This window comes from Fictibacillus solisalsi, from assembly GCF_900103485.1.
Classification (GTDB): Bacteria; Bacillota; Bacilli; order Bacillales; family Fictibacillaceae; genus Fictibacillus_C; species Fictibacillus_C solisalsi.
In genome coordinates this window covers 90,238-112,577 of record NZ_FNHW01000002.1, presented here as the reverse complement: position 1 = coordinate 112,577, position 22,340 = coordinate 90,238, and the positions used below count along the sequence as shown (strand labels likewise).

The following is a 22,340-nucleotide window of genomic DNA, read 5'->3' as shown; positions in this document are numbered from 1 at the left end:
TCCTATATTCCATAAATATGTAAGGAATCTTAACATGATTAAAATTTTTATTGTAATAGAAGAAGGATTTTGTCAGACTTTGCTGAATACTTTGTTATCGGAAGATTAACGGACAATTTCCGTTAATAAAAAAACTGCAAAAGAAGGTGATTTTGAAATGGCAGAACTATCAGCCAGTGTTCAAAAAAGAAGTGCAAGGAACATTTCAGGTTTATTAAATACCATTGAACGGCTTGGGAACCGTCTTCCCCACCCTTTTATGCTTTTTGTGTATCTGGCATTATTCATGATTGTTTTATCTGCACTTGTCAGCTTGTTTGATGTATCTGTTGTGCATCCTGCAACCAAAGAAACACTGAAAGTCAAAAGCCTGATCTCCGGTGAAGGCTTGAAATTCATACTCACGTCCATGCTTGAAAATTTCACCGGATTTAAACCGCTCGGTCTTGTTTTGGCGATGGTGCTCGGGATTGGGCTGACCCAGCGCGTCGGATTGTTCGAGAGCGTGATCACAAAGACGATTATTAAAGCACACAAATCGGTTATCACTTATACCGTGTTTTTCATTGGCATTATGGCCAACATTGCGTCCGATGCCGCTTTTGTTATCATTCCGCCCTTGGCCGCTGTAGTGTTTTACTCCATCGGGCGCCACCCGATCGCAGGGCTCGCTGCTGGTTTTGCCAGTTCGGGAATTGGATTTACGGCCAATATTTTAATCGCAGGAACAGATGCGCTTCTTTCCGGCATCTCTACTGAAGTGGCTCAAACGATTGATGCGAACGCGTCTGTTTCACCTGTGGATAACTGGTACTTTATGAGCGTTTCCACTATTGTTCTGACGATCGTCGGAGGCCTGGTGACAGAGAAATTTATTGAACCCCGCCTTGGCGCCTATGACGGAGAAACTGGAAAAAAGGAACTCGATTTCACCTCCAATACCCTTGAAAATAAGGCGCTTCGCAACGCATTCATCGCTGCCATTGTTTACATCGGGCTTGTGGCTCTTGTGCTGTTTCTTCCAAACTCTCCACTGAGAGGAGATGGCGGAACGATTATCCCTTCCCCGTTTTTGGACGGGATTGTGCCTATTATCCTGCTCTTTTTCATTACCGTTGGCGTCACATTCGGGGTCACAATGAAAAAAATTAAGAAAACGAGCGATGTGCCTGCACTGATGACCGATTCCATCCGGGATATGGCCGGCTATATTGTGCTCGTGTTTGCCATCGCCCAGTTTATTGCCTACTTTAACTGGAGCAACCTTGCCACATGGATTGCGGTTAATACAGCAGACGGCTTGAGCTCCATCAACTTGACCGGGCTGCCCGTCGTTATTGGCTTTGTGCTCGTAACAGCTTTCCTCAGCCTGTTCATCATCAGCGGCTCAGCACTATGGGCACTGGAGGCTCCGGTTTTCATGCCGATGCTGATGCTGCTGAATTATAATCCCGCGTTCATTCAGGTGGCCTACCGCATCGGGGAATCTTCCACCAACATGGTCACACCGCTTAATCCGTACTTCGCCATTCTGCTGTCGTTCATGAATGAATATGACAAAAAGGCGGGAATCGGCACGCTGATGTCGTTAATGATTCCATATACGGTTGTATTTTTGATTGTATGGATTATCTTGCTTCTGGCCTTCGGACTTCTAGGCATTCCGGTTGGACCGGGAGTCGGCATGTACATTAATTAAAACTTTGAACATCGTGGAGAGTGATTACAAATGACAACAACAAAAACAAGTTCTGTTCATGATTTATATCCGCAAATTATAGAATGGCGCAGAGACTTCCACCAGCACGCCGAATCTGGATGGGTGGAATTCCGTACGGCATCACTTGTAGCATCCCGTCTGGAAGAGTGGGGGTATGAAGTAAAGGCAGGAAAGGAAGTGGTAGATGAAGAGTCCCGCATGGGTGTGCCTCCCGAATCCTTTTTAAAAGAACAGGAAGAACGTGCGCTTGCCCAGGGAGCTGCTCCCAAGTGGCTTCCTTATTTATCTGGCGGCTTTACCGGAGTGGTCGGCCTCCTGGACACAGGCAAACCCGGGCCAACGGTCGGGCTTCGTTTTGACATGGACGCGCTCGATTTGAAGGAGTCGTCAGATGCCTCCCATGTGCCGGTGAAGGAAGGCTTTCAATCCCGAAACGTCAACATGATGCACGCCTGCGGCCATGATGCCCACACTTCCATCGGTCTTGGCCTGGCCAAGCTTTTATCCGATAAAAAGAACGAACTGACCGGAAGAATAAAATTGATCTTTCAGCCGGCAGAAGAAGGTGTCCGCGGGGCCAAATCCATGGTAGCGGCAGGTGTTGTTGATGACGTGGATGTCTTTTTTGCCTCTCATATCGGCGTGGGCATTCCGCTCGGACAGATCGTGAGCGGAGCCAATGGATTCCTGTCCACCACAAAAATTGATGTGGACTATACAGGGCAAGCCGCACATGCCGGAAGCAATCCGGAAGACGGAAAAAACGCGCTCCTCGCTGCCTCGACGGCTGTACTGAATCTGTACGGCATCAGCAGGCACAGCGCCGGCCAATCCAGAATTAACGTTGGTGTGTTTCAAGCCGGAACCGGACGAAATATCATTCCTTCTTCGGCACATTTAAAAGTGGAAACTCGTGGCGAAACGACCGAGATCAATCAATATATCCTCAAACAAGCGCTGAACATCATTTACGGAGCTGCCTCCATGCATGATGTGGAAGTCAAAACGGAAGTTGTGGGTGAGGCCAAGACGAGTGATTCTAGTCCGGAGCTAAAAACGTACGTGGAAGAAATCGTCAAGGATATCGAGGGTGTAGACTCAGTGATCAGTGATTCCCCGTTTGGCTCGGGCTCCGAGGATGCGACCTATATGCTGGAACGAGTCAAAGAGCTTGGCGGCTATGCCACGTATCTGATCTTCGGGACAACGCTTGCTGCCGGCCATCATCACGAGAAATTCGATATTGATGAATCGGCCATGAAAATTGCGGTTTCCTCCCTTGAAAAGCTCGTGTCCCATGTTGAGAAATTCATTCTTAAATAGGCGGTGTTAATTATGAAAATAGCAGAGTCTGTCTCCCAAATTGAAAAACTCATTGAAGAAAACCGGGATACGTATATTAACCTCAGCGACACCATCTGGGGTTTGGCAGAAACGAGATTCGAAGAATACCAATCTTTTGACCTTCTTGCCGGTACGCTTGAGAAAGAAGGATTCAATGTAGAACGTGGCGTTGGCGGAATCGAGACGGCCTTTATCGCTACGTATGGACAGGGCAAGCCCGTCATTGCACTTCTGGGTGAATATGACGCCCTCCCCGGATTAAGCCAGCACGCAAAGACAGCTTTACCAAATCCTGTGGTCCCAAACGGCAACGGCCATGGGTGCGGACATAACCTTCTTGGAACCGCTCCTCTAGCGGCTGCCATTACCTTAAAAAAACAGATGGAAGCAGAAGGAGTAAAGGGAACCATTAAATACTATGGCTGTCCGGGTGAAGAAGGCGGATCCGGAAAAACTTTCATGATAAGAGAAGGACTGTTTGAGGATGCCGATTGTGCCCTCACATGGCATCCGGGCTCTTACAGCGGCATCTTTTCATTCTCGTCTCTCGCAAACTATCAGATTGCGTTTACGTTCAAAGGAAAAGCGTCCCATGCCGCTAACTCTCCCCACCTGGGAAGAAGCGCACTGGATGCGGTAGAGCTCATGAATGTTGGTGTCAATTATTTGCGCGAGCATATCATTCCCGAAGCACGCGTCCACTATGCCATCACCAATACGGGCGGACTGTCACCGAACGTCGTTCAGCCGGAAGCTGAGGTGCTTTATCTCATCCGAGGGCCGCAAATGAGCGATGTGAAGAGCATCTACAACCGGGTGCTGAACATTGCCAAAGGCGCAGCACTCATGACAGAAACCGAGGTCGATGTCCGGTTCGATAAAGCGTGCTCCAATTACTTGCCAAACACCTCGCTCGGTAGCATTATGCATAAACAGCTTGAAATCTATGGGATTCCTGACTATGACCAGAACGAGATGAAGTTTGCAGAGGAAATTCACCAGCAGATTACCGCAGATGATATTCAAAATACGATCCAGGAAATCAACAAGCTCACGCCTAATAGCCGGCTGAAGACCGTTAATAGCACATTCCTTGAAGCCGTTCTTCCGTTTGAAGAAACGACTGAGCTGATGTTCGGTTCTACCGATGTGGGCGATGTCAGCTGGACAGTGCCGACCGCCCAATTCTTCGGATCCTGCTTTGTTTTTGGAACACCGCTCCATACCTGGCAGCTCGTCAGCCAGGGTGCCACCTCCCTGGCCCACAAAGGCATGCTTCAGGCAGCGAAAGTGCTGGCCGGCACAGCATGGGAGATTCTTCAGGACCCAGAGATTGTGAAGCAGGCCAAGGATGAACTGGACAGTCAAACAGAAGGGCAAACGTATGATTGTCCCATACCAGAAGGGGTTACGCCTTCTCCGCTTTAAAGATGATTAATAAGAAGGCAGCTCTCCCATCAGGGTGGCTGCCTTTTGTCATTTTTTTAGCTTCTTCAATCTACAATGATAAGTTGGTGAGATAGATCATTGAAATCAGCCCGATGACAAACGAAAAGGTTGCTGAGCGTTCGTTTCCATCACCATGGCTTTCAGGGATCAGCTCTTTGTATACGACAAACAGCATAGCACCTGCCGCAAAAGCCAGTCCATATGGAACGATGCCAAGAAATGCATCGGATAGCTGCAGCCCGATGAGCGAAGATACACATTCGATTAAACCTGTAAAAGCCGTATATAAAAAGGCCTGTAATCTTGGTATCCGGTTCGTTACAAGAAAGAGGCATACAAGAAAACCCTCCGGTATATTTTGCAGGCCGATCGAAAAAGAAACCAAAGACCCTAATTCAGCAAACTGACTGGCATAGCTCACCCCGACGGAAATTCCTTCAGGAATATTATGTATAGCCATGGCCGCAATGATGAGAAGCGGGCGGATTTGAGCAGAGTCAGCTCCATGTCCTGCATCCTGATGGGGTAGAACAATCTCCAGCAGGGTGAGCACGGCGGTTCCAACCAGGATGCCAACGGTCAGGACAAACATATTTGAGAGTTTTAAAGTAGATGGAATTAATGCATAAGCAGAAGCCGCCACCATAATCCCTGCACTGTATGCCAGCAGGTTATCCTTTACACGGTGGGATACATTACGGATTAACAACGCTGGCAAGGCTCCGAGAACCGTCCCCAAAGCACTGATGTAGATTCCAAGGTTAATCTCCACAATACCTCCCCTTTTGTTCTTGATGAATCAGTATATGTACAACCTCTTTATTAAAGACAGGATTTCAGCGAGTCTTTAGCCCATAAGTGCAGGATTCCGCTCCTGTCGGTAACTTGGTACAAGCAGAATCCATACTTTATGGTGAGGGTAGTTGTCAGGAAGACAGAACGTCCCTTGCGTTGTCTTTAGTTCGTTCAACCTTTTTAGGCAAAGGAGGTTATCGTATTGGATGAATTCAAGTGGAATCTTGAGGGATTAAACACGGAAGATGTCAATGTCAGCAATGTTCAGCCGAACTATCCGCAGTATCAGGACATGAATGATCCTGCGCGACAGTGTGTCGTCGTTGGTGTCTGTGTGGTTGGGACCTGCATCGGACCATGCGGAGGCTGTGGCGGCTGCGGCGGTTGTGTCGGGTGCGTTGGCTGTGCCCGCTGTGCGGGATGCGGCGGTTGTGCGCGCTGCGGCGGTTGTGCACGCTGTGGCGGTTGCGGCGGACGCTGCGGCGGTTGTGGCGGCCATTGCGGAGGCCACCGTTAAGTAAAAGAATCAGGGACACAAAGAAAAGTCTTGCATCCTTTCAAAATGCAGGGCTTTTCTTTATGGAGACAGACATAAAGGACAATCAGCGATCCATACAGTTAAATGATGTCATAATCGAGTTTTCTGAAAAGGAGGGCCTTCATGCAAAAGGTTAATGATTCAATGTGCTTAAAAATGAACAGGGACACGTTTATCATTCCTGATTCGAACCAGGGAGTGGCTGTCCGGAACAATGAAAAATCGTTACGAATGGAAGGCAGCACCATTGACCGCTGGCTGGAAAGGCTGACACCGATGCTTGACGGAACCCACACCCTTCAAGCCATTACAAATGGGCTGCCGGAGGCTTTTCAAGAACAGGTCTATAAAATCGTCCAGATTCTGTACGAGAACGGTTTTGCCCGGGATGTTAGCCAAAACATACCTCACCAGCTGGCAGAAACTGTTCTTAGTCAATACGCTTCCCAAATCGAATATTTGGACCAAATCCGAGATTCAGGAGCCTACCGGTTCCAGGTTTACCGCCAGACAAAAGCCGCAGTAATGGGAGCCGATTCCCTTCTTCCCTCTCTTGTTCAATCTCTCATCCAATCCGGTCTCCCTTGCTTTACCATCTTCCTCACCGAGTCCCAACAATCCCTGCGCCCTCGCCTGCATGAAATGATGAAAAAAGCCGCAAAGAAAGATTCCGAGTCAAAAATCACCATTATGCAATCCCTGAAAAATGATTGGAGCACGGAGCTAAAACCCTATGATTCTGTTCTTTACAGTTCCCATGGCAGTGATCTAACCGAGCTTCATGCCCTTCATTCCCTTTGCAAGAAACAGGGAAAGACTTTTCTTCCGGTTACTATTTCAAACGGCCTTGCTTTTGCCGGCCCTGTCGTCACTGCCAAATCGGAAGTTTCCTGGGAATCTGCGTTTCGCCGCATTCACCAGTGTCGGAATCAAGCACCACATACTTCTCCTTCTCAAACGGCTTGTGCCCTGTTGGCAAACGTGGCTGTTTTTGAATGGTTTAAAGAAGTCACAGGGGTGTATGAAGGTCGGAAGGATACATCCTTTTACCAGCTCAACCTTGAAACACTTGAAGGAACCTGGCAGCCGTTTCTTCCCCATCCTTTGATAAACGGCCGTGTATCTGCAGAGCCTATTGAAAACCCGGCTCAATTTCTTGAAACCCGCGCCCATCAGCCAACAAATCTGTATCCCCTTTTCCTCCATATCACGTCGACGGAAGCGGGTATCTTTCATGTTTGGGAGGAAGCTGATTTATCTCAGCTCCCGCTATCACAGTGTAAGGTTCAAGTTGCTGATCCGCGTTCAGAAGGTCCATCCAGGCTCTTTCCCGAACTCGTTTGCTCAGGTCTCACCCATGAGGAAGCCCGTCTTGAAGCGGGTCTGTTTGGCCTCGAACAATATATCAGCAACTATGAAAACGAGTTCTTTGGTGAAAACCGGCCCTTCAATTGGGGAGCGGGGATTGGCCAAACCGCTGAGGAAGGTATGGGCAGGGCACTGCAGAATGCCCTTCACGAGGTGTTTCAGAAAAAGCAGGATTACTTTGTCAGCGAAACGCCTTTGAACCTGTCTTCCCTTGAAGATGAACGGTGCCAATTTTTATGGCAGTCATTGAAAACCCTCAAACCGGCTCCTCAGCTCTTTTCTGGAGAAGCTGTTCTCGGTTTTCCAGTGATTTGGGTTAAGGCCGGCGAAAATTGGCATGGAAGTGTGGGACTGAATCAAAAGATGGCGGTAAGCCGTGCTTTGCAAACGGCTTTGATAACTGCTCAGGATAAGGAAACCTGTCATTTACCATATGGGGTTACCGCTTCCTCTGTTACTGTCTATAAAGAGAAACAGCCCGAGTTTTCCTTTAACGAAGAAACATGGAAGGAAACTTTTCTGTCTCCTTTAAACCGGCTAAACCAGAAGGTTCAATTTTACGAACTGCAAGCGGAATCCTTTTTCAACGAACATACAAAGGATATTTTTGGTGTGGTGCTAAGCGGGGTGGAACAAACATGAGCCAATCCATCGTTATTATCGGCAACGGAATGTTGGCTGATCAGGTACACGGGGAGCTGTGCGGACAGTACCCATTATCAAGGGCAGCTACAGTAAGCGAAGCGGTTTTGGATCAACAAGCGCTGGCCCTGGTGCTTCATGATTCCTGGATACCCGGGGAACATCGAAAAGCCGAAGAGGCCTTTCGCTCATCCCACGTTCCCTGGCTACGGGGGTTTATTGCCTTTGGCGAAGCCTGCATCGGCCCCCTTGTTCAGCCTGATCATGAGGGCTGCTCAGAGTGCGCAGACCAGCGTATCTTTATGGCCGGTTCAAACCGGAGAGAACATTTCCAGCTGAAGGAATATATGATGGACCATCCTCAAACGGAAAATGATCCCTGGGCTTCCACTCTCGGTCTAAAACATGCCTCCCTTCTTATACAGGAGGAAGTCCATCACATCTTGTCGGGGAAAAAAAGCCGTACCTTTGAACATGTCTTTCTTCTGCATTTAAATACGCTCCGGCTATCCAGCCACCTCGTTCTGCCTGATCCGTACTGCCCGGTATGCGGAAATCTGCCGGAGGATACAGCAGAAAGAGCAACAGTTCACTTGAAACCCAGCCCTAAAACCTCCCCCAAAAGCTTCCGCTGCCGCTCATTAGAAGAGCTGGAAAAGATACTTGGCAGAAATTATATCGACCACCGAACCGGTCTTCTGAATCAAAAACATTACGACCTCACTTCGCCGTTCGCTGATACGGTAGTGAATCTGCCCCTGCTGACGGGCAATGAATTATGCGCCGGACGCACCCATTCCTATGTTCAAAGTGAACAGGGAGCCATCTTGGAGGGGCTCGAAAGATACTGCGGTTATGCGCCAAAAGGAAAACGCACAACGGTTTATGCGCCGTATAAAGAGGTGGCAGATCATGCCCTTAATCCGAAAGCGGTGGGCGTTCATACAGATGAGCAATACAATCGTCCCCATTTTCCTTTCCAGCCGCTCACTCCTGACCGATCCATCCATTGGGTGTGGGGCTACTCGCTAACACAGAAACAGCCGCTGTTGGTCCCAGAGACCTTTGCCTATTACAGTCTGGGATGCGGCGGAGGGTTTGTCTATGAAACCTCGAACGGCTGTGCACTTGGCGGCAGTCTTGAGGAAGCCATCCTCTACGGAATTTTTGAAATTGTGGAGCGTGATTCTTTCCTAATGACATGGTACGGCCGGCTTCCTCTACCGTGTCTTGATCCCGGATCAATCGATGATCAGGAATTCCAGCTCATGATCGAGCGCCTACACACGGTGGCTGGCTATGAAGTCCGGCTGTACAATTCAACAACCGAAAACGGCATCCCAAGTATCTGGGCTATTGCCAAAAGCACAAAGCCGACAGGAATGAACGTCGTTTGTGCCGCCGGAGCCCACATTGATCCTTTGAGGGCAGTAAAAGGTGCGGTACAAGAGATTGCCGGTATGCTGCTCAACATGGACGAAAAGCTCGAACAGAACCGGGAAAAATACGTCAGCATGTACCATGATTCCTATCTCGTCCAACAAATGGAAGACCACTCGATGCTGTACGGCTTAAAGGAAACAGAAGAACGACTGTCGTTCCTGCTTGCCCAACCTCCGGTAAGGCGCTTTGACGAGGAATTCTCGCCGCCCCGCCAGCAGCCGGATTTGCTTGACGATTTAAAGGATATCCTGAACATTTTTCAAGATCTCCAGATGGAAGTCATCGTCGTGGATCAAACCAGTCCGGAATTGAAACGAAACGGACTTCATTGTGTCAAAGTCATAATACCTGGCATGATTCCCATGACGTTCGGGCATCATCTGACTCGCCTGAAAGGATTGGACCGTGTCTTAAACGTACCGGCGAAACTCGGTTATACAAAAAAACCGCTGAACGTCAGCGACCTGAACCCCTTTCCCCATCCGTTTCCATAATTCGTCCCGAAGGAGGAAGACCATGAAGCTCGATGATTTTTTATATAAACTTCATTATGAGACAGACCGGGTAAAGCCCGGGGACTGGGTGGTGAACTGGGACGACGCCCCCCTTCCCTATAAGCTGTACCAGGAATTGCCGTCCGTAGAACTGCCTATTTCTCCCCTTTTCCATTTCAAAGAGAAAAAAACATCCATTCCATCGCTAGAAGAGCTCGGCCACTTTTTAAAATTCACGTTCGGCCTTACCCAGATCAGCCAGACTTTGCCGGTTGATGACCAGACCGGAGAATGGACCACATTCCGGCGTTTTGCCCCCTCGGGCGGTGCCCTTTATCCAAGCGAGCTGTATCTTTATTTAAAAATGGAAGGCCTGCCACATGGCATTTATCACTATGATGCAGCACATCACCGATTGGTCGCTTTGCGAGAAGGGAATTTTGACAGCTATCTCCAGCGTGCTCTCGGGAGCCGTTGTGATCTTTCTTCCGCCTTTGGCACAGTTTTTCTCTCGGTTTTTTTCTGGAAAAACTTTTTCAAATACCATAACTTTTCCTACCGGCTGCAGGGACTGGACACCGGGTTTGTGATCGGCCAGCTGCTGGAAACGGGCAGGAGGATCGGGTTTCAAAGCCGTGTATATTATCAGTTTCTTGACCGTGCCATTAACCATCTTCTAGGGATATCCGGTCAAGAGGAAAGTGTATATGCGATACTTCCTCTTGCCGTTGATCCGGCATTGGCGTGGATTAAAGAGGAGAAACCCGAAGAATCGATTACTGCCGCCTCCTTATCCAGCGAACTGCCACCACTTTCCCATGGTCATTACGTGCGATCAAGGGAAATCAGGCCATACCCGGTAATACTAAAAATGAATGAAGCCTGCCTGCTGAACTCGTTAACATGGAAAAGAGAGAAAAGCGAAATACCAAAACCTCCTCGAACTGAGCGGTTATCGTACGACTTTTATTCTGTCTGTGAAAAACGCCATTCTCCCGGGCTTGACTTTTATCAAAAGCCTGTAAGCAAGTCTGCCTTAATGGCTCTTCTAAACGAAGCCTTCTCTGCCTCTTTGCACAAAAATGATGTGGATGTATTGGATGTTTCGCTGTATTGCTATGCTTATAGCGTGGCAGGTTTACCGAACGGATTTTATTCTTACGATGAATCAAGCCATGATTTATCGCTTATTGAGGAAGGTGATTTCCGCACTGAGCTGCAGGACGGATTGCTGGCAGACACGGTCAACCTGGCCCAGGTTCCACTACATTTTGTCATTGCCGGTTCAAGCGACCATAACCAAGCTGATTATGGATACAGAGGCCACCGCATCCAGCATATGGAGGCCGGAATTCTTTCCCAGCATTTGCTGCTCGCCGCTTCTGCGTTGGACCTCTCCGGGCATCCGCTCCTAGGGTTTGATGTGAATACCTATGATGATCTCTATAAACTGAAGGAAAGGAAAAAAACAAGCCTGTTGTTCCTGCCAGTAGGGAGCTCACGTCCCCTGCCGAGGTTACAGGGCCGATTATAGCGAATAAAACGGCGGGTTAGGATCCCCCGCCGTTTGTATATTTATTAACACCCATCATGTAATCGAGCTGTCCCCTGGTTTCGCACCTGAATGCGTCGGGGGTTGTGAATGGTTGTTATTTCTTTTGCGTTTCCAGTCCAGTAAAATAGCAGCCCCGATAATGACTACCAGCAAGATTACCAGCCAATGATCCCCACCTCCTTTTTAACCTTGGAGCATCCCCTCCCCTTGCTTACAGCTCTTTTTATCCTCTATTGTATCGTATAGATTGTCTGGAATATAAAACAAAGAGCCGCCGGAGCGACTCTTATGAAAATACACTATTCAGATTTACTTCTTCATCCACTCCGGCTTGCCGAAGCCTTTAAATTCTTTATCCATTGTTTGTTCAAATTCTTTCGACTCTACCGCTGCTTTAATGTCTTTAGCGAACTGGGATTTCACGTCTTTCGTATTCACTACCACACGATTTCGGTATTGATCCGGCATGTTCTCAAGGAATAACGCATCCTGAAGATTCATTTTTGCTGCGATTGCAAAATTTCCCGGTACAGCGGAAACATCCGCACTTCCGACTGCACGTGGCAATTGGGCAGCCTCCAAAGGCTTAAACTGAAGTTTCTTTGGGTTGTCTTGTATATCTTTTTCAGAAGCCGTTAATGGATTAACATCTTTTTTGATGGTAATAAGCCCGGCATCCTGGAACATTAACAGCGTTCTTGCCAGGTTTACTGGATCATTGGCAATGGCAATGGTGCTTCCATTCTTAATGTCTTCTATTTTTTTAAATTTCTCAGAGTATACTCCCATTGGAGCGGTTGGCACACTGATTAGCTCAGACAGTTTTAGGTTCTTCTCTTTTGCGAAATTTTCCATATAGATCTTATGTTGAAACAAGTTGGCATCAATGGATCCTTTGGATAAGGACAGGTTAGGCTGTACATAATCACTGAACTCTACTACTTTGACTTTGTACCCCTTTTTCTCAAGTTGTGGCTTGATCGCTTTTGTTACCATGTCGCTGTATGGACCGGCTGTGGCGCCAATGGCAATATTCTTTTTATCACCAGAGCCTGATGATCCACTGGATGAAGATCCACAAGCTGACAAAAGGCCAACTACAAGCAGTAAAATAAGTGCAGACAAATACTTTTTCATAGTTTCTCTCTCCTATTAATTATTATCTTTTATCTACTTTTTTAGAGATAGAGTCTCCCGCAAGCTGAATAACCTGCACAAGGAGAATCAAAACCACCACCGTGGTAATCATAACGGTGTTATCGTAACGATAGTATCCAAATCGAATGGCCAGATCCCCAATACCTCCGCCCCCAACAATTCCGGCCATTGCAGAATAGCCGACCAAACTAATTGTTGTAATTGTGAGCCCTTGAACAAGTCCAGGCTTGGCTTCCGGAAGAAGAACATCCTTAATGATCATCCATGAAGTGGCTCCCACCGCAATCGCCGATTCTATGACACCCTTATCAATCTCTCTCATTGACGTTTCTACCATTCTTGCAAAAAAAGGAATCGCTGCTACCGACAAAGAGACAGAGGCCGCCGTAGGGCCAATCGTTGTGCCGGTAAGAAGATTCGTTAGAGGAAGCAATGCCACCAAAAGAATGATGTAGGGAATAGAACGAATCAAGTTTACGATCCATCCGGCAACACCTTTCACCACCGAATTCTCCAAAAACAATCCTTTATCCGTTACAAACAGCAAAACACCAAGCGGAAGTCCGAGAACAATTGCTACAAGCAGCGAAATTCCCACCATATAGAGAGTCTCGAAAAACGCCTTATTAATATCCGGCATAAGCTGGACGAGCGATTCAAGCAGCATCATGGACCACCTCCAGGCTTCTCGTTTTGCTGGTGATGTAATCAATTGCCTTTTTTACTTCAGACGCTTCTCCCGTCAATTCCATAATGAAAATGCCAAGAGGTGTATCCTGAATGTATTCTATTTTGCCGTGCAGGATGTTTCCTTTCACCTGATACCGCTGGAAAAGCTCGGATACGACAGACTCCTCAGCGATTTCACCTTTAAACTGGATCTTGATGATGGTTCCCTTTCTTTTCTCAATCAGCTGCTCTGGAAGATCGAACTGAAGGATACTATTAATGAAATCCCGGGTCAGCGGCTTTTTCGGATTGGAAAAAATCTCATACACCTCTCCCTCTTCGATCACTTCCCCGTTCTGCATAACCGCGATTTTATGGCAAATCTCCTTCACCACTTCCATCTCATGCGTTATCAGAACGATGGTCAGTCCAAGTTTTTTATTTATATCTTTTAACAGATTGAGAATGGATTTGGTTGTACTCGGATCTAGTGCTGAGGTCGCCTCATCGCATAACAGCACCTTTGGATTGTTGGCAAGTGCCCTGGCAATCCCTACTCTTTGTTTTTGTCCACCACTCAACTGTGCCGGATACTGGTCTTTTTTATCAGTCAGATCGACCAGATCCAAAAGTTCCAAGACACGCTTATTTGCTTTAGCTTTCGTCTTTCCTGCTGCTTTAAGTGCAAACGCAATATTTTCATAAACCGTTTTTGAGCTCACGAGATGAAAATGCTGAAAGATCATCCCGATTTTTAATCGTGCTTTTCGCAGGCCATCACCTTTCAGCGTCGTAAGGTCGACTCCATCAATTTTCACATGACCCGATGTTGGCTTTTCAAGCAAATTCAAACAGCGGATAAGTGAGCTTTTACCAGCACCGCTATACCCGATAATGCCGTAGATTTCCCCTTCTTTTACATTAAGGGAAACGTTGTTCACCCCTACGATTTCTTTCTTCTTTGAACGATACACCTTTACCAGGTTGTTCACTTCGATCAAGAAATTGCCCCCCTTTTCTTTCAATGTAAAAAAGCCCCTTTCATCATGAAAGAGGCTTTTGATTATGCATTCAATCTCACCTTATCTTTCAGAATGAAGTTCATTCTGCAGGAAGTGGCACCTTTCCATATGGAGGTTGCCGGACGTCATTGGGCCTAATCCCTCAGTCTCTCTTGATAAGAACAGTTATTATATTATTATTAGAACATTTTTAATCATAAAATTCTTTTTTATCCTTGTCAATACTATTCTGCGTGGAATGGTCGGGATTAAACGCTTTCATTAAGAAATATGAAGATAGAGTTTATTACCATTTATGAAAATTAAAAGTTAACGGTTAGTTTTTTTTCAGGAATCATTTGGTTGATGGTTTTAACCACATCATCTTAAAACCGTTTAAAGCGACCATTCTCATTTATTTGCTCTCTGCCAATTTCTCCAGACAAGAATCCAAAACGCCTTGTTTAAAATCGTCTTCAGGGAGCATTCCTAGCATTTTATATTCCCAATATGTCTGGTGCTCTAGAGGCCATATTAGAGAGGTCCCTATAATCGGAGTCAATTTTAAACTCACCATCGTTTTGTAACGTAAAGGTGAGACTTGTCCATACTTCTTGTTGATTCATTATAAATTCAGATCTTAAATCATCAAAAAGAAAATACAGGTTACGATACATTTCATCCTAATTGTCCTGTTCCACATTAAATAATAATTCAGGTATATTATGGCTATAAATAAGCTTATTGCTTTCTTTTGAAACATAATAAAATAAAGCATAAATGTATACCGTCTCCCACAATCTGGGATAATTTAGTTTATAAGATTGGCTGCATCATGATAAATATTCTTCATAGTTTTCATTTCCATTATACCTCGCTATTCCTTATTAATGCTTTCTGTTCAATCTTTATTGCAAAAATAGGCACCCAATAAAACACCCCACCAGCTTACTAAAAAATAAGGAACTCTCTTTAATTGGATAAATTTTAATGTTTTTTTACGATAGAAACGGACTTTCCTATAAAAATCGATAAAAATCATCGGTTTTTCTGCAATTATTTGCGCTTCTCACTTTCTACCAGCTTTCAAATAATTGATATTTGTCATATAATAGAGATAGTTCAATCCATTAATTATTGTAATCCGTGATGATATCGTTTTCATTAAGACAGGAAAGTGTGTGACTCGATTGCACCTTGACTTGGTGTGACTCCTGCAACTTTTCTGCAAATATTAGGCGAAAAGGTTGGTATAAATGAGCAACAGAGAAACTAACACAGACGTCATTTTAATTGGCGCCGGAATCATGAGTGCGACATTAGGAACTCTCTTGAAAGAATTAGTACCGGAATGGAATATTAAAGTGTTTGAGAAGCTCGGAAAACCAGGCGAGGAAAGTTCCAATGAATGGAACAATGCGGGAACAGGACACGCGGCACTGTGCGAGCTTAACTATACGGTTGAAAAGCCCGATGGATCCATTGATATTAGTAAAGCAATAAACATAAATGAACAGTTTCAGGTATCCATGCAGTTCTGGTCTCATCTGGTAAATCGCAAGCTCATTCAGAAACCAGAGGAATTTATCATGCCTCTTCCTCATATGAGTTTGGTGCAAGGCGAGAAAAATGTGAACTTCCTGAAGAAACGGTTTGAAGCGCTGTCAAAGAATCCACTGTTCCAAGGAATGGAGTTTTCCGAAGATACGGAGAAATTACTGGAATGGATTCCACTTATTCTTGAAGGCCGTAAAATGGACGAACCGATTGCGGCTACAAAGATTGACTCCGGAACGGATGTTAACTTTGGTGCACTAACCCGTATCCTGTTTGATCATTTAAAAACGAAAAATGTGGATGTACTCTATGGGCATGGTGTCAATGATTTAAAGCGTGCAAGTGACGGATCTTGGGAACTGAAAATTAAGAATATTGACAGCGGTACCGTGGAACGCCATAAAGCAAAATTTGTCTTTATCGGCGGTGGCGGCGGAAGCCTTCATCTACTGCAAAAGTCAGGGATTCCTGAAGGAAAGCATATTGGCGGATTCCCGGTAAGCGGTATTTTCATGGTATGTAACAATCCAAAAGTCATTGAGCAGCACCATGCAAAAGTTTATGGAAAAGCCAAAGTGGGTGCTCCTCCGATGTCCGTTCCGCATCTGGACACACGATTTATAAATAACAAAAAGTCCCTGCTGTTCGGACCATTTGCCGGCTTCTCACCAAAGTTCTTAAAAACCGGCTCCATGTTCGATTTGATTACTTCTGTTAAGCCGGATAATATCTTAACGATGCTGGCTGCTGGCGTAAAGGAAATGTCCCTGACCAAATATCTGATCCAGCAAGTGATGTTATCCAAGGAACAGCGCATGGATGAGCTTCGTGAATTTATCCCGAACGCGAAAAGCGAAGATTGGGATCTAGTGGTGGCAGGCCAGCGTGTGCAGGTTATCAAAGATACAGAAGCTGGCGGTAAAGGAACCCTTCAGTTCGGTACAGAAGTGGTTACTGGTGCCAACGGAACCATCGCCGCATTGCTGGGTGCATCTCCGGGTGCTTCCACAGCGGTTCACGTTATGCTTGAAATCATCAGCAAATGTTTCCCTGATCGCATGAAAGAGTGGGAGCCGAAAATCAAAGAAATGATTCCTTCCTACGGTCTTTCTTTGATGGAGAATCCGGATCTGCTGAGAAAAATTCATCAATCCACAGCCGAGTCGCTCGGTCTTAAAAAAAAAGAACCCGTCTTTAAAGACGAAAAAACAACAGAAACAGTCTACTAAGTGAAAACGTTTAATTTGCAGATCAATAAAACCTTCGATCCCTCTTGGGGTTGAAGGTTTTTTTATGCCAGATCTAACGGACTTGCATACTAAGGGAGGCACTGCCGCTAACAGGCAGCACCTTTTCTCAATCACTCTCCACTCGGATAAATCATAATCTTGAGTGTGTTGGTTTTGTCATGAATCGCTTTTTCAAAGGCATCGGCGGTCTGTTCCATTGTGTATTTATCCGTAATGATGGTTTCAATGTTAATCTCTGCTTTGGAGAGCATCTCGAGCGCTTTTGGGTAAGTGTGATGATAGCGGAATACTCCCATAATATCGATTTCCTTATCAATGATCTGAGCTACATTCATTGGAACTTCATCCTGCGGAGACATACCGACGATGGCTACTCTACCGCCTTTGCGGACAGAAAAGATCGTTCCCTGAACGGCTTTCGGACTGCCGGCCGTTTCAATCGCCAGGTCCACCCCTCGACCGGCGGTAAATTCATTTAACTTCTGAGCCAAATCATCTTCCCTGAGATTGATTGTATGGGTGACACCCATCTCCTTCGCTGTATTCAGGCGGCTTTGTTCCAGATCCACCCCAATGATTTGCCGGGCTCCTGCCATTTTGGCTGCGGCTGCAGTCACCATTCCAATCGGCCCCATACCCATAATAATTACGGATTCGCCCGCATCAAGCCTTCCTCTTGTAATGGCATGAACACCAACAGAAAACGGCTCAACGAGCGCGGCTGTTTCGTAGCTCATCCCATCTGGAATCGGAAACACAAGATCCTCCCGCATCGCCACGTATTCGCAGAACACGCCATCATACGGCGGGGTGGCGAGAAACTCCACATCCGGGCAAAGATTGTAGCGGCCCGCTTTGCAGTGCTCACATTCACCGCATGTTGCACCCGGCTCGATTGCCACTCGCTGGCCTTCTTTCAGGTTTTGAACCTTTTCCCCGACAGCCACAATGTCTCCGGAAACCTCATGTCCAAGGATGATCGGCTTCTCAACCACGTAGCCTCCGATCCTGCCATGTTCGTAGTAATGAATATCTGAGCCGCATAATCCCACAGCCCTTACACGAATGAGCACCTCGTTGTCTTTTGGTGCCGGAATGCCAAGCTCCTGAAGTTCAATATGTTTCAATTCGGTAAGCACTGCCGCATCCATCGTTGCGTTTGCCATGTCCATCTCTCCTTTTGATTATTGTTCGAACCGAAACCAGTTAAAGTCGAAGTTGCTTCCTGGCAGGAAGACAAACGTCACCTTTTGAATCCCAGTTACCTTCTCCAGATTAAATACTCTCTCGTCATCTCCATTGGAATGCGAGAATTCCACCATCTGCCGGCTTTCCCCATCCGCATTTTCAAACCGGATATGAATAGTGTTTTTATCAATCGTTGAATGGCCGTTAGGGACAACCTCCCAACCGGCTTCATTTTGTCTGGTTGAAATATAAACGCCGTCACTCACTACTATGTGGTTCTTATTCCGCCGCCTCAGCCACTATCCACCTTTTTATTATTAAACACTCGTTTAAATCTCAGGTGACCGGCTACTATGTTTACCCATTAAACAAACTATAGTATTCATACTATTCGAAAAGCGACTGAATTTCAAGGCATGTTCCCCGATAAACGAATAAAAACAGGCTCATAAACAAACTGAACCTGTTTGACCTTTATAACTAATGTTTTTTACCGTGCCAACTTCACAGACGATTTAGTGGTTTTCTGAACAGTCTCCTGATTTTTCATTTCACCATAAAAGTAAAAGCCGATGTAGATAAAGCAGGCCATGGAAACGAGGAAGGCTGTCTGCATGGAACCGAACAAGTCGGAGGCATATCCCTGTATGGCCGGAATGACAGCTCCGCCCACAATGGACATGATGAGGAATCCGCCTGCGGTTTCGGTATATTTTTTGTCTTTGACCACTTCCAGCGTATTTCCGTAAATCGTTGGCCAGCATGGTCCAAACAGCAGACTAACACCAATGGCTGCATAAACGGCAGTGGTGTTTGGCACAAATGCAACATAAGCAAGCGTAAGAGCACCAAGTATGGAATAACAGAAGAGCACCTTGGCCGGCTTGAACCGTGCCATCAAAAAGTTCGCAATGAACCTTCCGGCAAAGAAGCAAATGAAGCTGTACACCATAAAGTTGGAAGCAGCTCTTTCATTGATGCCTGAGTTCATGTCCAAAGCCAGACGAATGGTAAACGACCACACGGCGGTCTGCATGCCGCAATACAAAAGCTGAGCTCCAACTCCCTTGCGGAAGCGCGAATTAGCTCCAAGGTATTTAAGAGATTCTTTAAAACCAGCTGTATTTGTCTTATCCTCAGCTGCGGACTTACACGCAGGGAATTTTGTAACAGCAAACAAAATAAGTATGGCAATCAGTACAAAAATAATATATTTATAGGGTTGGAGAGTATGTTGAAGCATATTTAATCCAAAGGATTGTGCCTCGGCTGGAGACATATTGGCCATCCGGGCTTCAAGGCTCGCTCCTTCCTGGAAAACAAGGTATTTGCCTAATAGAATGCCGGAGATCGCTCCAATAGGATAAATCGTTTGTGAGATGTTCAATCGTAAGATGCTGTATTTACGGGGACCAATCATGGAGCTGTACGTATTGGCTGCTGTTTCCAGAAAGCCGAGACCGACGGCAATTCCAAAAATAGCAATCAAAAACATCGTATACGTCGCCATGTGGGAGGCGGGATAAAATAAGGAACAGCCTGCAATATAAAATAGAAGTCCTGTAATAATACCAAACTTGTAACTCTTCTTTTTAATGACCATAGAAGCCGGAAGTGCAATTAGGAAGTAGCCGCCATAAAAGGCGCTTTGCACAAAGGCAGTCGCAAAATCACTGAGTTCAAACACATGTTTAAATTGGGCAATCAGAATATCATTTAAGCTTGCCGCAACTGCCCACATCGGGAAAAGCAATGACACGAGAATAAATTGAAAGACAGGAGTGCGGTTTAAATAGCCATCAGGCAACTGAACAATAGAATCGTTTTTCATGGGTAACTCCCCTTCTGTTCAATTATAAATATAAGGGCTTACAATACTTCTTAAGAGAAGACACTGATCATTCGATTCAGTGCCCACTTTTATCCACGTTGTTTATAAAACACCTTTTTTCAAAATGATATTGGCATACGGCACATGTTCACTTGTCGCAAGAATCGCATAAGCCGCCTTGCTCCGTTCATAAAACGCGTGCCGTTCCAGCTTTTCAATTGGCACCTTATTTCCGTTGGCTGCTTCAACAACTTTTTCGAATTCTTTCCAGATCGGCGGATTCTTGTCATCCCCCTCTACAGGGTTCATCAACAGAACAGGAGCCTCTACATAGGTATCAAGGGGAAATAAATCTAAAATAGCGTGCAAAAAGTCACAGACGCTGTGGCCATAGCCGGGAACCAGCCGGCGGGCGTGGCTTGCCGCCGGAAAATTCCCATCCGCAATGACAATTTCATCACCATGCCCCATTTCCATCAATACCTTGAGCAACTCAGGAGACAGGATCGAGGGTATCCCTTTAAGCATGTCTTCCTTCTCCTCTGTATTTCATAAAACTTTTCATCAAAGGGTAACCTCCTGCTCGTGATCCATGTGATCCTCCGGTTGTGCCGCCTTAACTGTTAAACCCCCATCTACCATCAGTAAATGGCCGTTGATTTGCATGGCTTCCTCGGATGCCAGGAAGACGACCGCATCACCGATTTGCTTTTCTGTCCCCAATCGTTTCATTGGATTGGCTTCAATTTCTTTTTCAAGAATTTCCGGGTCTGCCAGATATTCTTCGCACATCTGTGTGGCGGTTGTGCTTGGACCAACGGCGTTGACGTTAATGTTGTATTTGCCCAGTTCGATCGCCAGAGCTTTGGTTAAATGACTGGCTGCTGCTTTGGATGAGATATAGTGCGGCACCACAGGACTGGTGACCATTACACTGGCTGTCGAAGCGATATTTACAATTTTTCCGTATTTTCTTTGAATCATGGACTTCGCCACCCGCTGCGAGGTTAGAAAGATCGATTTCACATTCGTCTGGTAGGTTCGATCCCACGTTTCTTCTGAAAGACGTAAAAATGGTTCAAATGGAGCGATTCCGGCATTGTTGACTAAGATATCCACTGGCCCCAGTTCCTGTTCCACTTCACTGATCATTTGATCGACATCCTGCTTCATGCCCACATTCCCTTGAACAGTGAGTGCACGGACCCCAAATTGTACTTCAACGTACTCCTTTACTTGGACAGCCTTTTCAAGGTCACTTGATGACAGATAGTTAATGGCTACATTAGCTCCTTCTTCTGCCAATCGTTTTACGATCGCTGCTCCAATTCCCTGGCTTCCTCCTGTAACAAGTGCGGTACGGTTCGTGAATTTGCTCATCTTGTACTCTCCTCTGTCTTGGTATTTAGTCGGTAAAATGTCTTGGCATTCTCCGTGAAGATATCCTCTTTCTCTTCTGGTGTAAGTGAATCAGGAAAATTTTGATTGATAATGTTAATGGCATCGCCATAGCTTCCCGCTGATAAGCAGACGGGCCAATCAGAACCAAACAGCAGTCGCGATGGACCAAATACGTCTAGGACATGCTGGATGTATGGATTAAAATCCTCTGGTCTCCATTCGTACGGAACGGCTTCTGTCATGAATCCGGAGACCTTACACCACACATTGGGATATTGTGCGAGAGCCTTCATGTCTTCCTTCCAATCAGACAGCTCCCCCTCTGCAATATTCGGTTTAGCCATATGGTCCACCACAGCTCTTAATTCAGGAAGCGCTTTCAATAACTTCAGTACAAATGGAATGTGTTTTTTGTTAATCAGCAAATCAAGCGGCAGATCTTTTTTGTGAAGGTGCTTCACATTTTCAACAACTTGCTCCTGCAGAATCCAGTCACTTTCCTCGATGTCCTGCAGCATCGGACGAAGACCAACCACACCCGGGTGATTTAGAAGTTCTTTCAATTGCTCTGGAAAAGCAGGTGAAGACAGATCGAGCCAGCCGACCACTCCTTTGATCCAGTCATGACGTTCATATAGTGATAATAGAAATAAGGTTTCTTCGTATGTAGGTGCGGCTTGAACCACGATTGTTCCGGATATATCGAATTGTTCTAGCATAGGAACCAAATCTTCAGGCAGGTAATCCCGATAGAGAACCTCCATGTCTTCCATCAGCCATCCATAATCGCCTCTCTCCAGCTTCCAAAAGTGCTGATGGCTATCAATCATCCACATTCCTCCCTTTATGTTCATTTTAATGTTACCGGTAACATTATTAATAACAAAAGTAGTTAGAATTGTCAATTAATTTCAGGTTAAATTTATAAACTTGAGAA

Annotated in this window: 19 protein-coding genes and 1 riboswitch; of the genes, 8 read left to right on the top strand and 11 right to left on the bottom strand. The window is 46.0% G+C overall.

The features are described 5' to 3' along the window. Window positions 1–157 precede the first annotated feature (157 nt). From BLT53_RS17945 to BLT53_RS17935, 3 genes are read left to right on the top strand one after another with little or no spacing between them, the layout of a single operon-like run. Window positions 158–1,699: an AbgT family transporter gene (locus BLT53_RS17945; RefSeq protein WP_090237140.1), complete on the top strand. Its 1,542-nt coding sequence runs from the start codon at window positions 158–160 to the stop codon at window positions 1,697–1,699. Window positions 1,700–1,729: 30 nt separating this feature from the next. Beyond that, window positions 1,730–3,043, top strand: a complete 1,314-nt coding sequence (locus BLT53_RS17940) for a M20 family metallo-hydrolase (protein ID WP_090237139.1) — start codon at window positions 1,730–1,732, stop codon at window positions 3,041–3,043. 12 nt (window positions 3,044–3,055) lie between these two features. After that, entirely contained in the window at window positions 3,056–4,492 is a 1,437-nt protein-coding gene (locus BLT53_RS17935) for a M20 family metallopeptidase (protein WP_090237137.1), read from the top strand. Between the two features lie 70 nt (window positions 4,493–4,562). Here the strand turns inward: BLT53_RS17935 and BLT53_RS17930 are convergent, their stop codons facing one another. After that, on the bottom strand, window positions 4,563–5,288 hold the full coding sequence (locus tag BLT53_RS17930; RefSeq protein ID WP_090237136.1) for a ZIP family metal transporter: 726 nt from the start codon (window positions 5,286–5,288) through the stop codon (window positions 4,563–4,565). Between the two features lie 222 nt (window positions 5,289–5,510). Here BLT53_RS17930 and BLT53_RS17925 point away from each other — a divergent pair, with 222 nt between their 5' ends. From BLT53_RS17925 to BLT53_RS17910, 4 genes are all read left to right on the top strand, one after another. Further along, window positions 5,511–5,825, top strand: a complete 315-nt coding sequence (locus BLT53_RS17925) for a heterocycloanthracin/sonorensin family bacteriocin (protein ID WP_139168433.1) — start codon at window positions 5,511–5,513, stop codon at window positions 5,823–5,825. Window positions 5,826–5,969: 144 nt separating this feature from the next. Further along, window positions 5,970–7,856 carry a hypothetical protein gene (locus BLT53_RS17920; RefSeq protein ID WP_090237133.1) on the top strand — a complete coding sequence of 629 codons (1,887 nt, stop codon included), beginning with the start codon at window positions 5,970–5,972 and terminating at the stop codon, window positions 7,854–7,856. Then, complete coding sequence (locus BLT53_RS17915; protein ID WP_090237131.1) at window positions 7,853–9,793, top strand: TOMM precursor leader peptide-binding protein; 1,941 nt, start codon at window positions 7,853–7,855, stop codon at window positions 9,791–9,793. Before BLT53_RS17920 ends, BLT53_RS17915 begins: the two co-directional genes overlap by 4 nt. A 22-nt stretch (window positions 9,794–9,815) precedes the next feature. Then, window positions 9,816–11,327 carry a SagB family peptide dehydrogenase gene (locus BLT53_RS17910; protein ID WP_090237129.1) on the top strand — a complete coding sequence of 504 codons (1,512 nt, stop codon included), beginning with the start codon at window positions 9,816–9,818 and terminating at the stop codon, window positions 11,325–11,327. Between the two features lie 330 nt (window positions 11,328–11,657). Here the strand turns inward: BLT53_RS17910 and BLT53_RS17905 are convergent, their stop codons facing one another. From BLT53_RS17905 to BLT53_RS25810, 4 genes are all read right to left on the bottom strand, one after another. Continuing rightward, the gene (locus BLT53_RS17905; protein WP_061974767.1) at window positions 11,658–12,485 is read right to left on the bottom strand and encodes a MetQ/NlpA family ABC transporter substrate-binding protein; all 828 of its coding nucleotides are present in this window, start codon (window positions 12,483–12,485) and stop codon (window positions 11,658–11,660) included. Window positions 12,486–12,507: 22 nt separating this feature from the next. Next, window positions 12,508–13,173, bottom strand: a complete 666-nt coding sequence (locus BLT53_RS17900; protein WP_090237535.1) for a methionine ABC transporter permease — start codon at window positions 13,171–13,173, stop codon at window positions 12,508–12,510. Further along, complete coding sequence (locus BLT53_RS17895) at window positions 13,163–14,176, bottom strand: methionine ABC transporter ATP-binding protein (RefSeq protein WP_090237128.1); 1,014 nt, start codon at window positions 14,174–14,176, stop codon at window positions 13,163–13,165. The genes BLT53_RS17900 and BLT53_RS17895 overlap by 11 nt, the downstream gene beginning before the upstream one ends. A 78-nt stretch (window positions 14,177–14,254) precedes the next feature. Beyond that, window positions 14,255–14,359, bottom strand: a riboswitch (SAM riboswitch). Window positions 14,360–14,673: 314 nt separating this feature from the next. After that, window positions 14,674–14,853, bottom strand: a complete 180-nt coding sequence (locus BLT53_RS25810) for an immunity protein YezG family protein (protein ID WP_090237126.1) — start codon at window positions 14,851–14,853, stop codon at window positions 14,674–14,676. A 579-nt stretch (window positions 14,854–15,432) separates the two neighbouring features. Between BLT53_RS25810 and BLT53_RS17885 the strand changes: the two genes are divergently transcribed. After that, window positions 15,433–16,962, top strand: a complete 1,530-nt coding sequence (locus BLT53_RS17885) for a malate:quinone oxidoreductase (protein WP_090237125.1) — start codon at window positions 15,433–15,435, stop codon at window positions 16,960–16,962. Between the two features lie 131 nt (window positions 16,963–17,093). Here the strand turns inward: BLT53_RS17885 and BLT53_RS17880 are convergent, their stop codons facing one another. The 6 genes from BLT53_RS17880 to BLT53_RS17855 form a co-directional block, all read right to left on the bottom strand. After that, window positions 17,094–18,149: an NAD(P)-dependent alcohol dehydrogenase gene (locus BLT53_RS17880; protein ID WP_244520497.1), complete on the bottom strand. Its 1,056-nt coding sequence runs from the start codon at window positions 18,147–18,149 to the stop codon at window positions 17,094–17,096. Window positions 18,150–18,167: 18 nt separating this feature from the next. Then, window positions 18,168–18,437 (bottom strand): carbohydrate-binding protein, encoded by a 270-nt coding sequence (locus BLT53_RS17875; protein WP_090237123.1) that lies wholly within the window; start codon window positions 18,435–18,437, stop codon window positions 18,168–18,170. 224 nt (window positions 18,438–18,661) lie between these two features. Continuing rightward, window positions 18,662–20,002, bottom strand: coding sequence for an L-fucose:H+ symporter permease (gene fucP, locus BLT53_RS17870; protein WP_090237122.1), 1,341 nt, complete (start codon window positions 20,000–20,002; stop codon window positions 18,662–18,664). Between the two features lie 102 nt (window positions 20,003–20,104). Next, window positions 20,105–20,530: an RbsD/FucU family protein gene (locus tag BLT53_RS17865; RefSeq protein WP_090237120.1), complete on the bottom strand. Its 426-nt coding sequence runs from the start codon at window positions 20,528–20,530 to the stop codon at window positions 20,105–20,107. Between the two features lie 36 nt (window positions 20,531–20,566). After that, window positions 20,567–21,382 carry an SDR family NAD(P)-dependent oxidoreductase gene (locus BLT53_RS17860; RefSeq protein WP_090237118.1) on the bottom strand — a complete coding sequence of 272 codons (816 nt, stop codon included), beginning with the start codon at window positions 21,380–21,382 and terminating at the stop codon, window positions 20,567–20,569. After that, window positions 21,379–22,233 carry an amidohydrolase family protein gene (locus BLT53_RS17855; RefSeq protein ID WP_170834418.1) on the bottom strand — a complete coding sequence of 285 codons (855 nt, stop codon included), beginning with the start codon at window positions 22,231–22,233 and terminating at the stop codon, window positions 21,379–21,381. Before BLT53_RS17855 ends, BLT53_RS17860 begins: the two co-directional genes overlap by 4 nt. Window positions 22,234–22,340 lie beyond the last annotated feature (107 nt).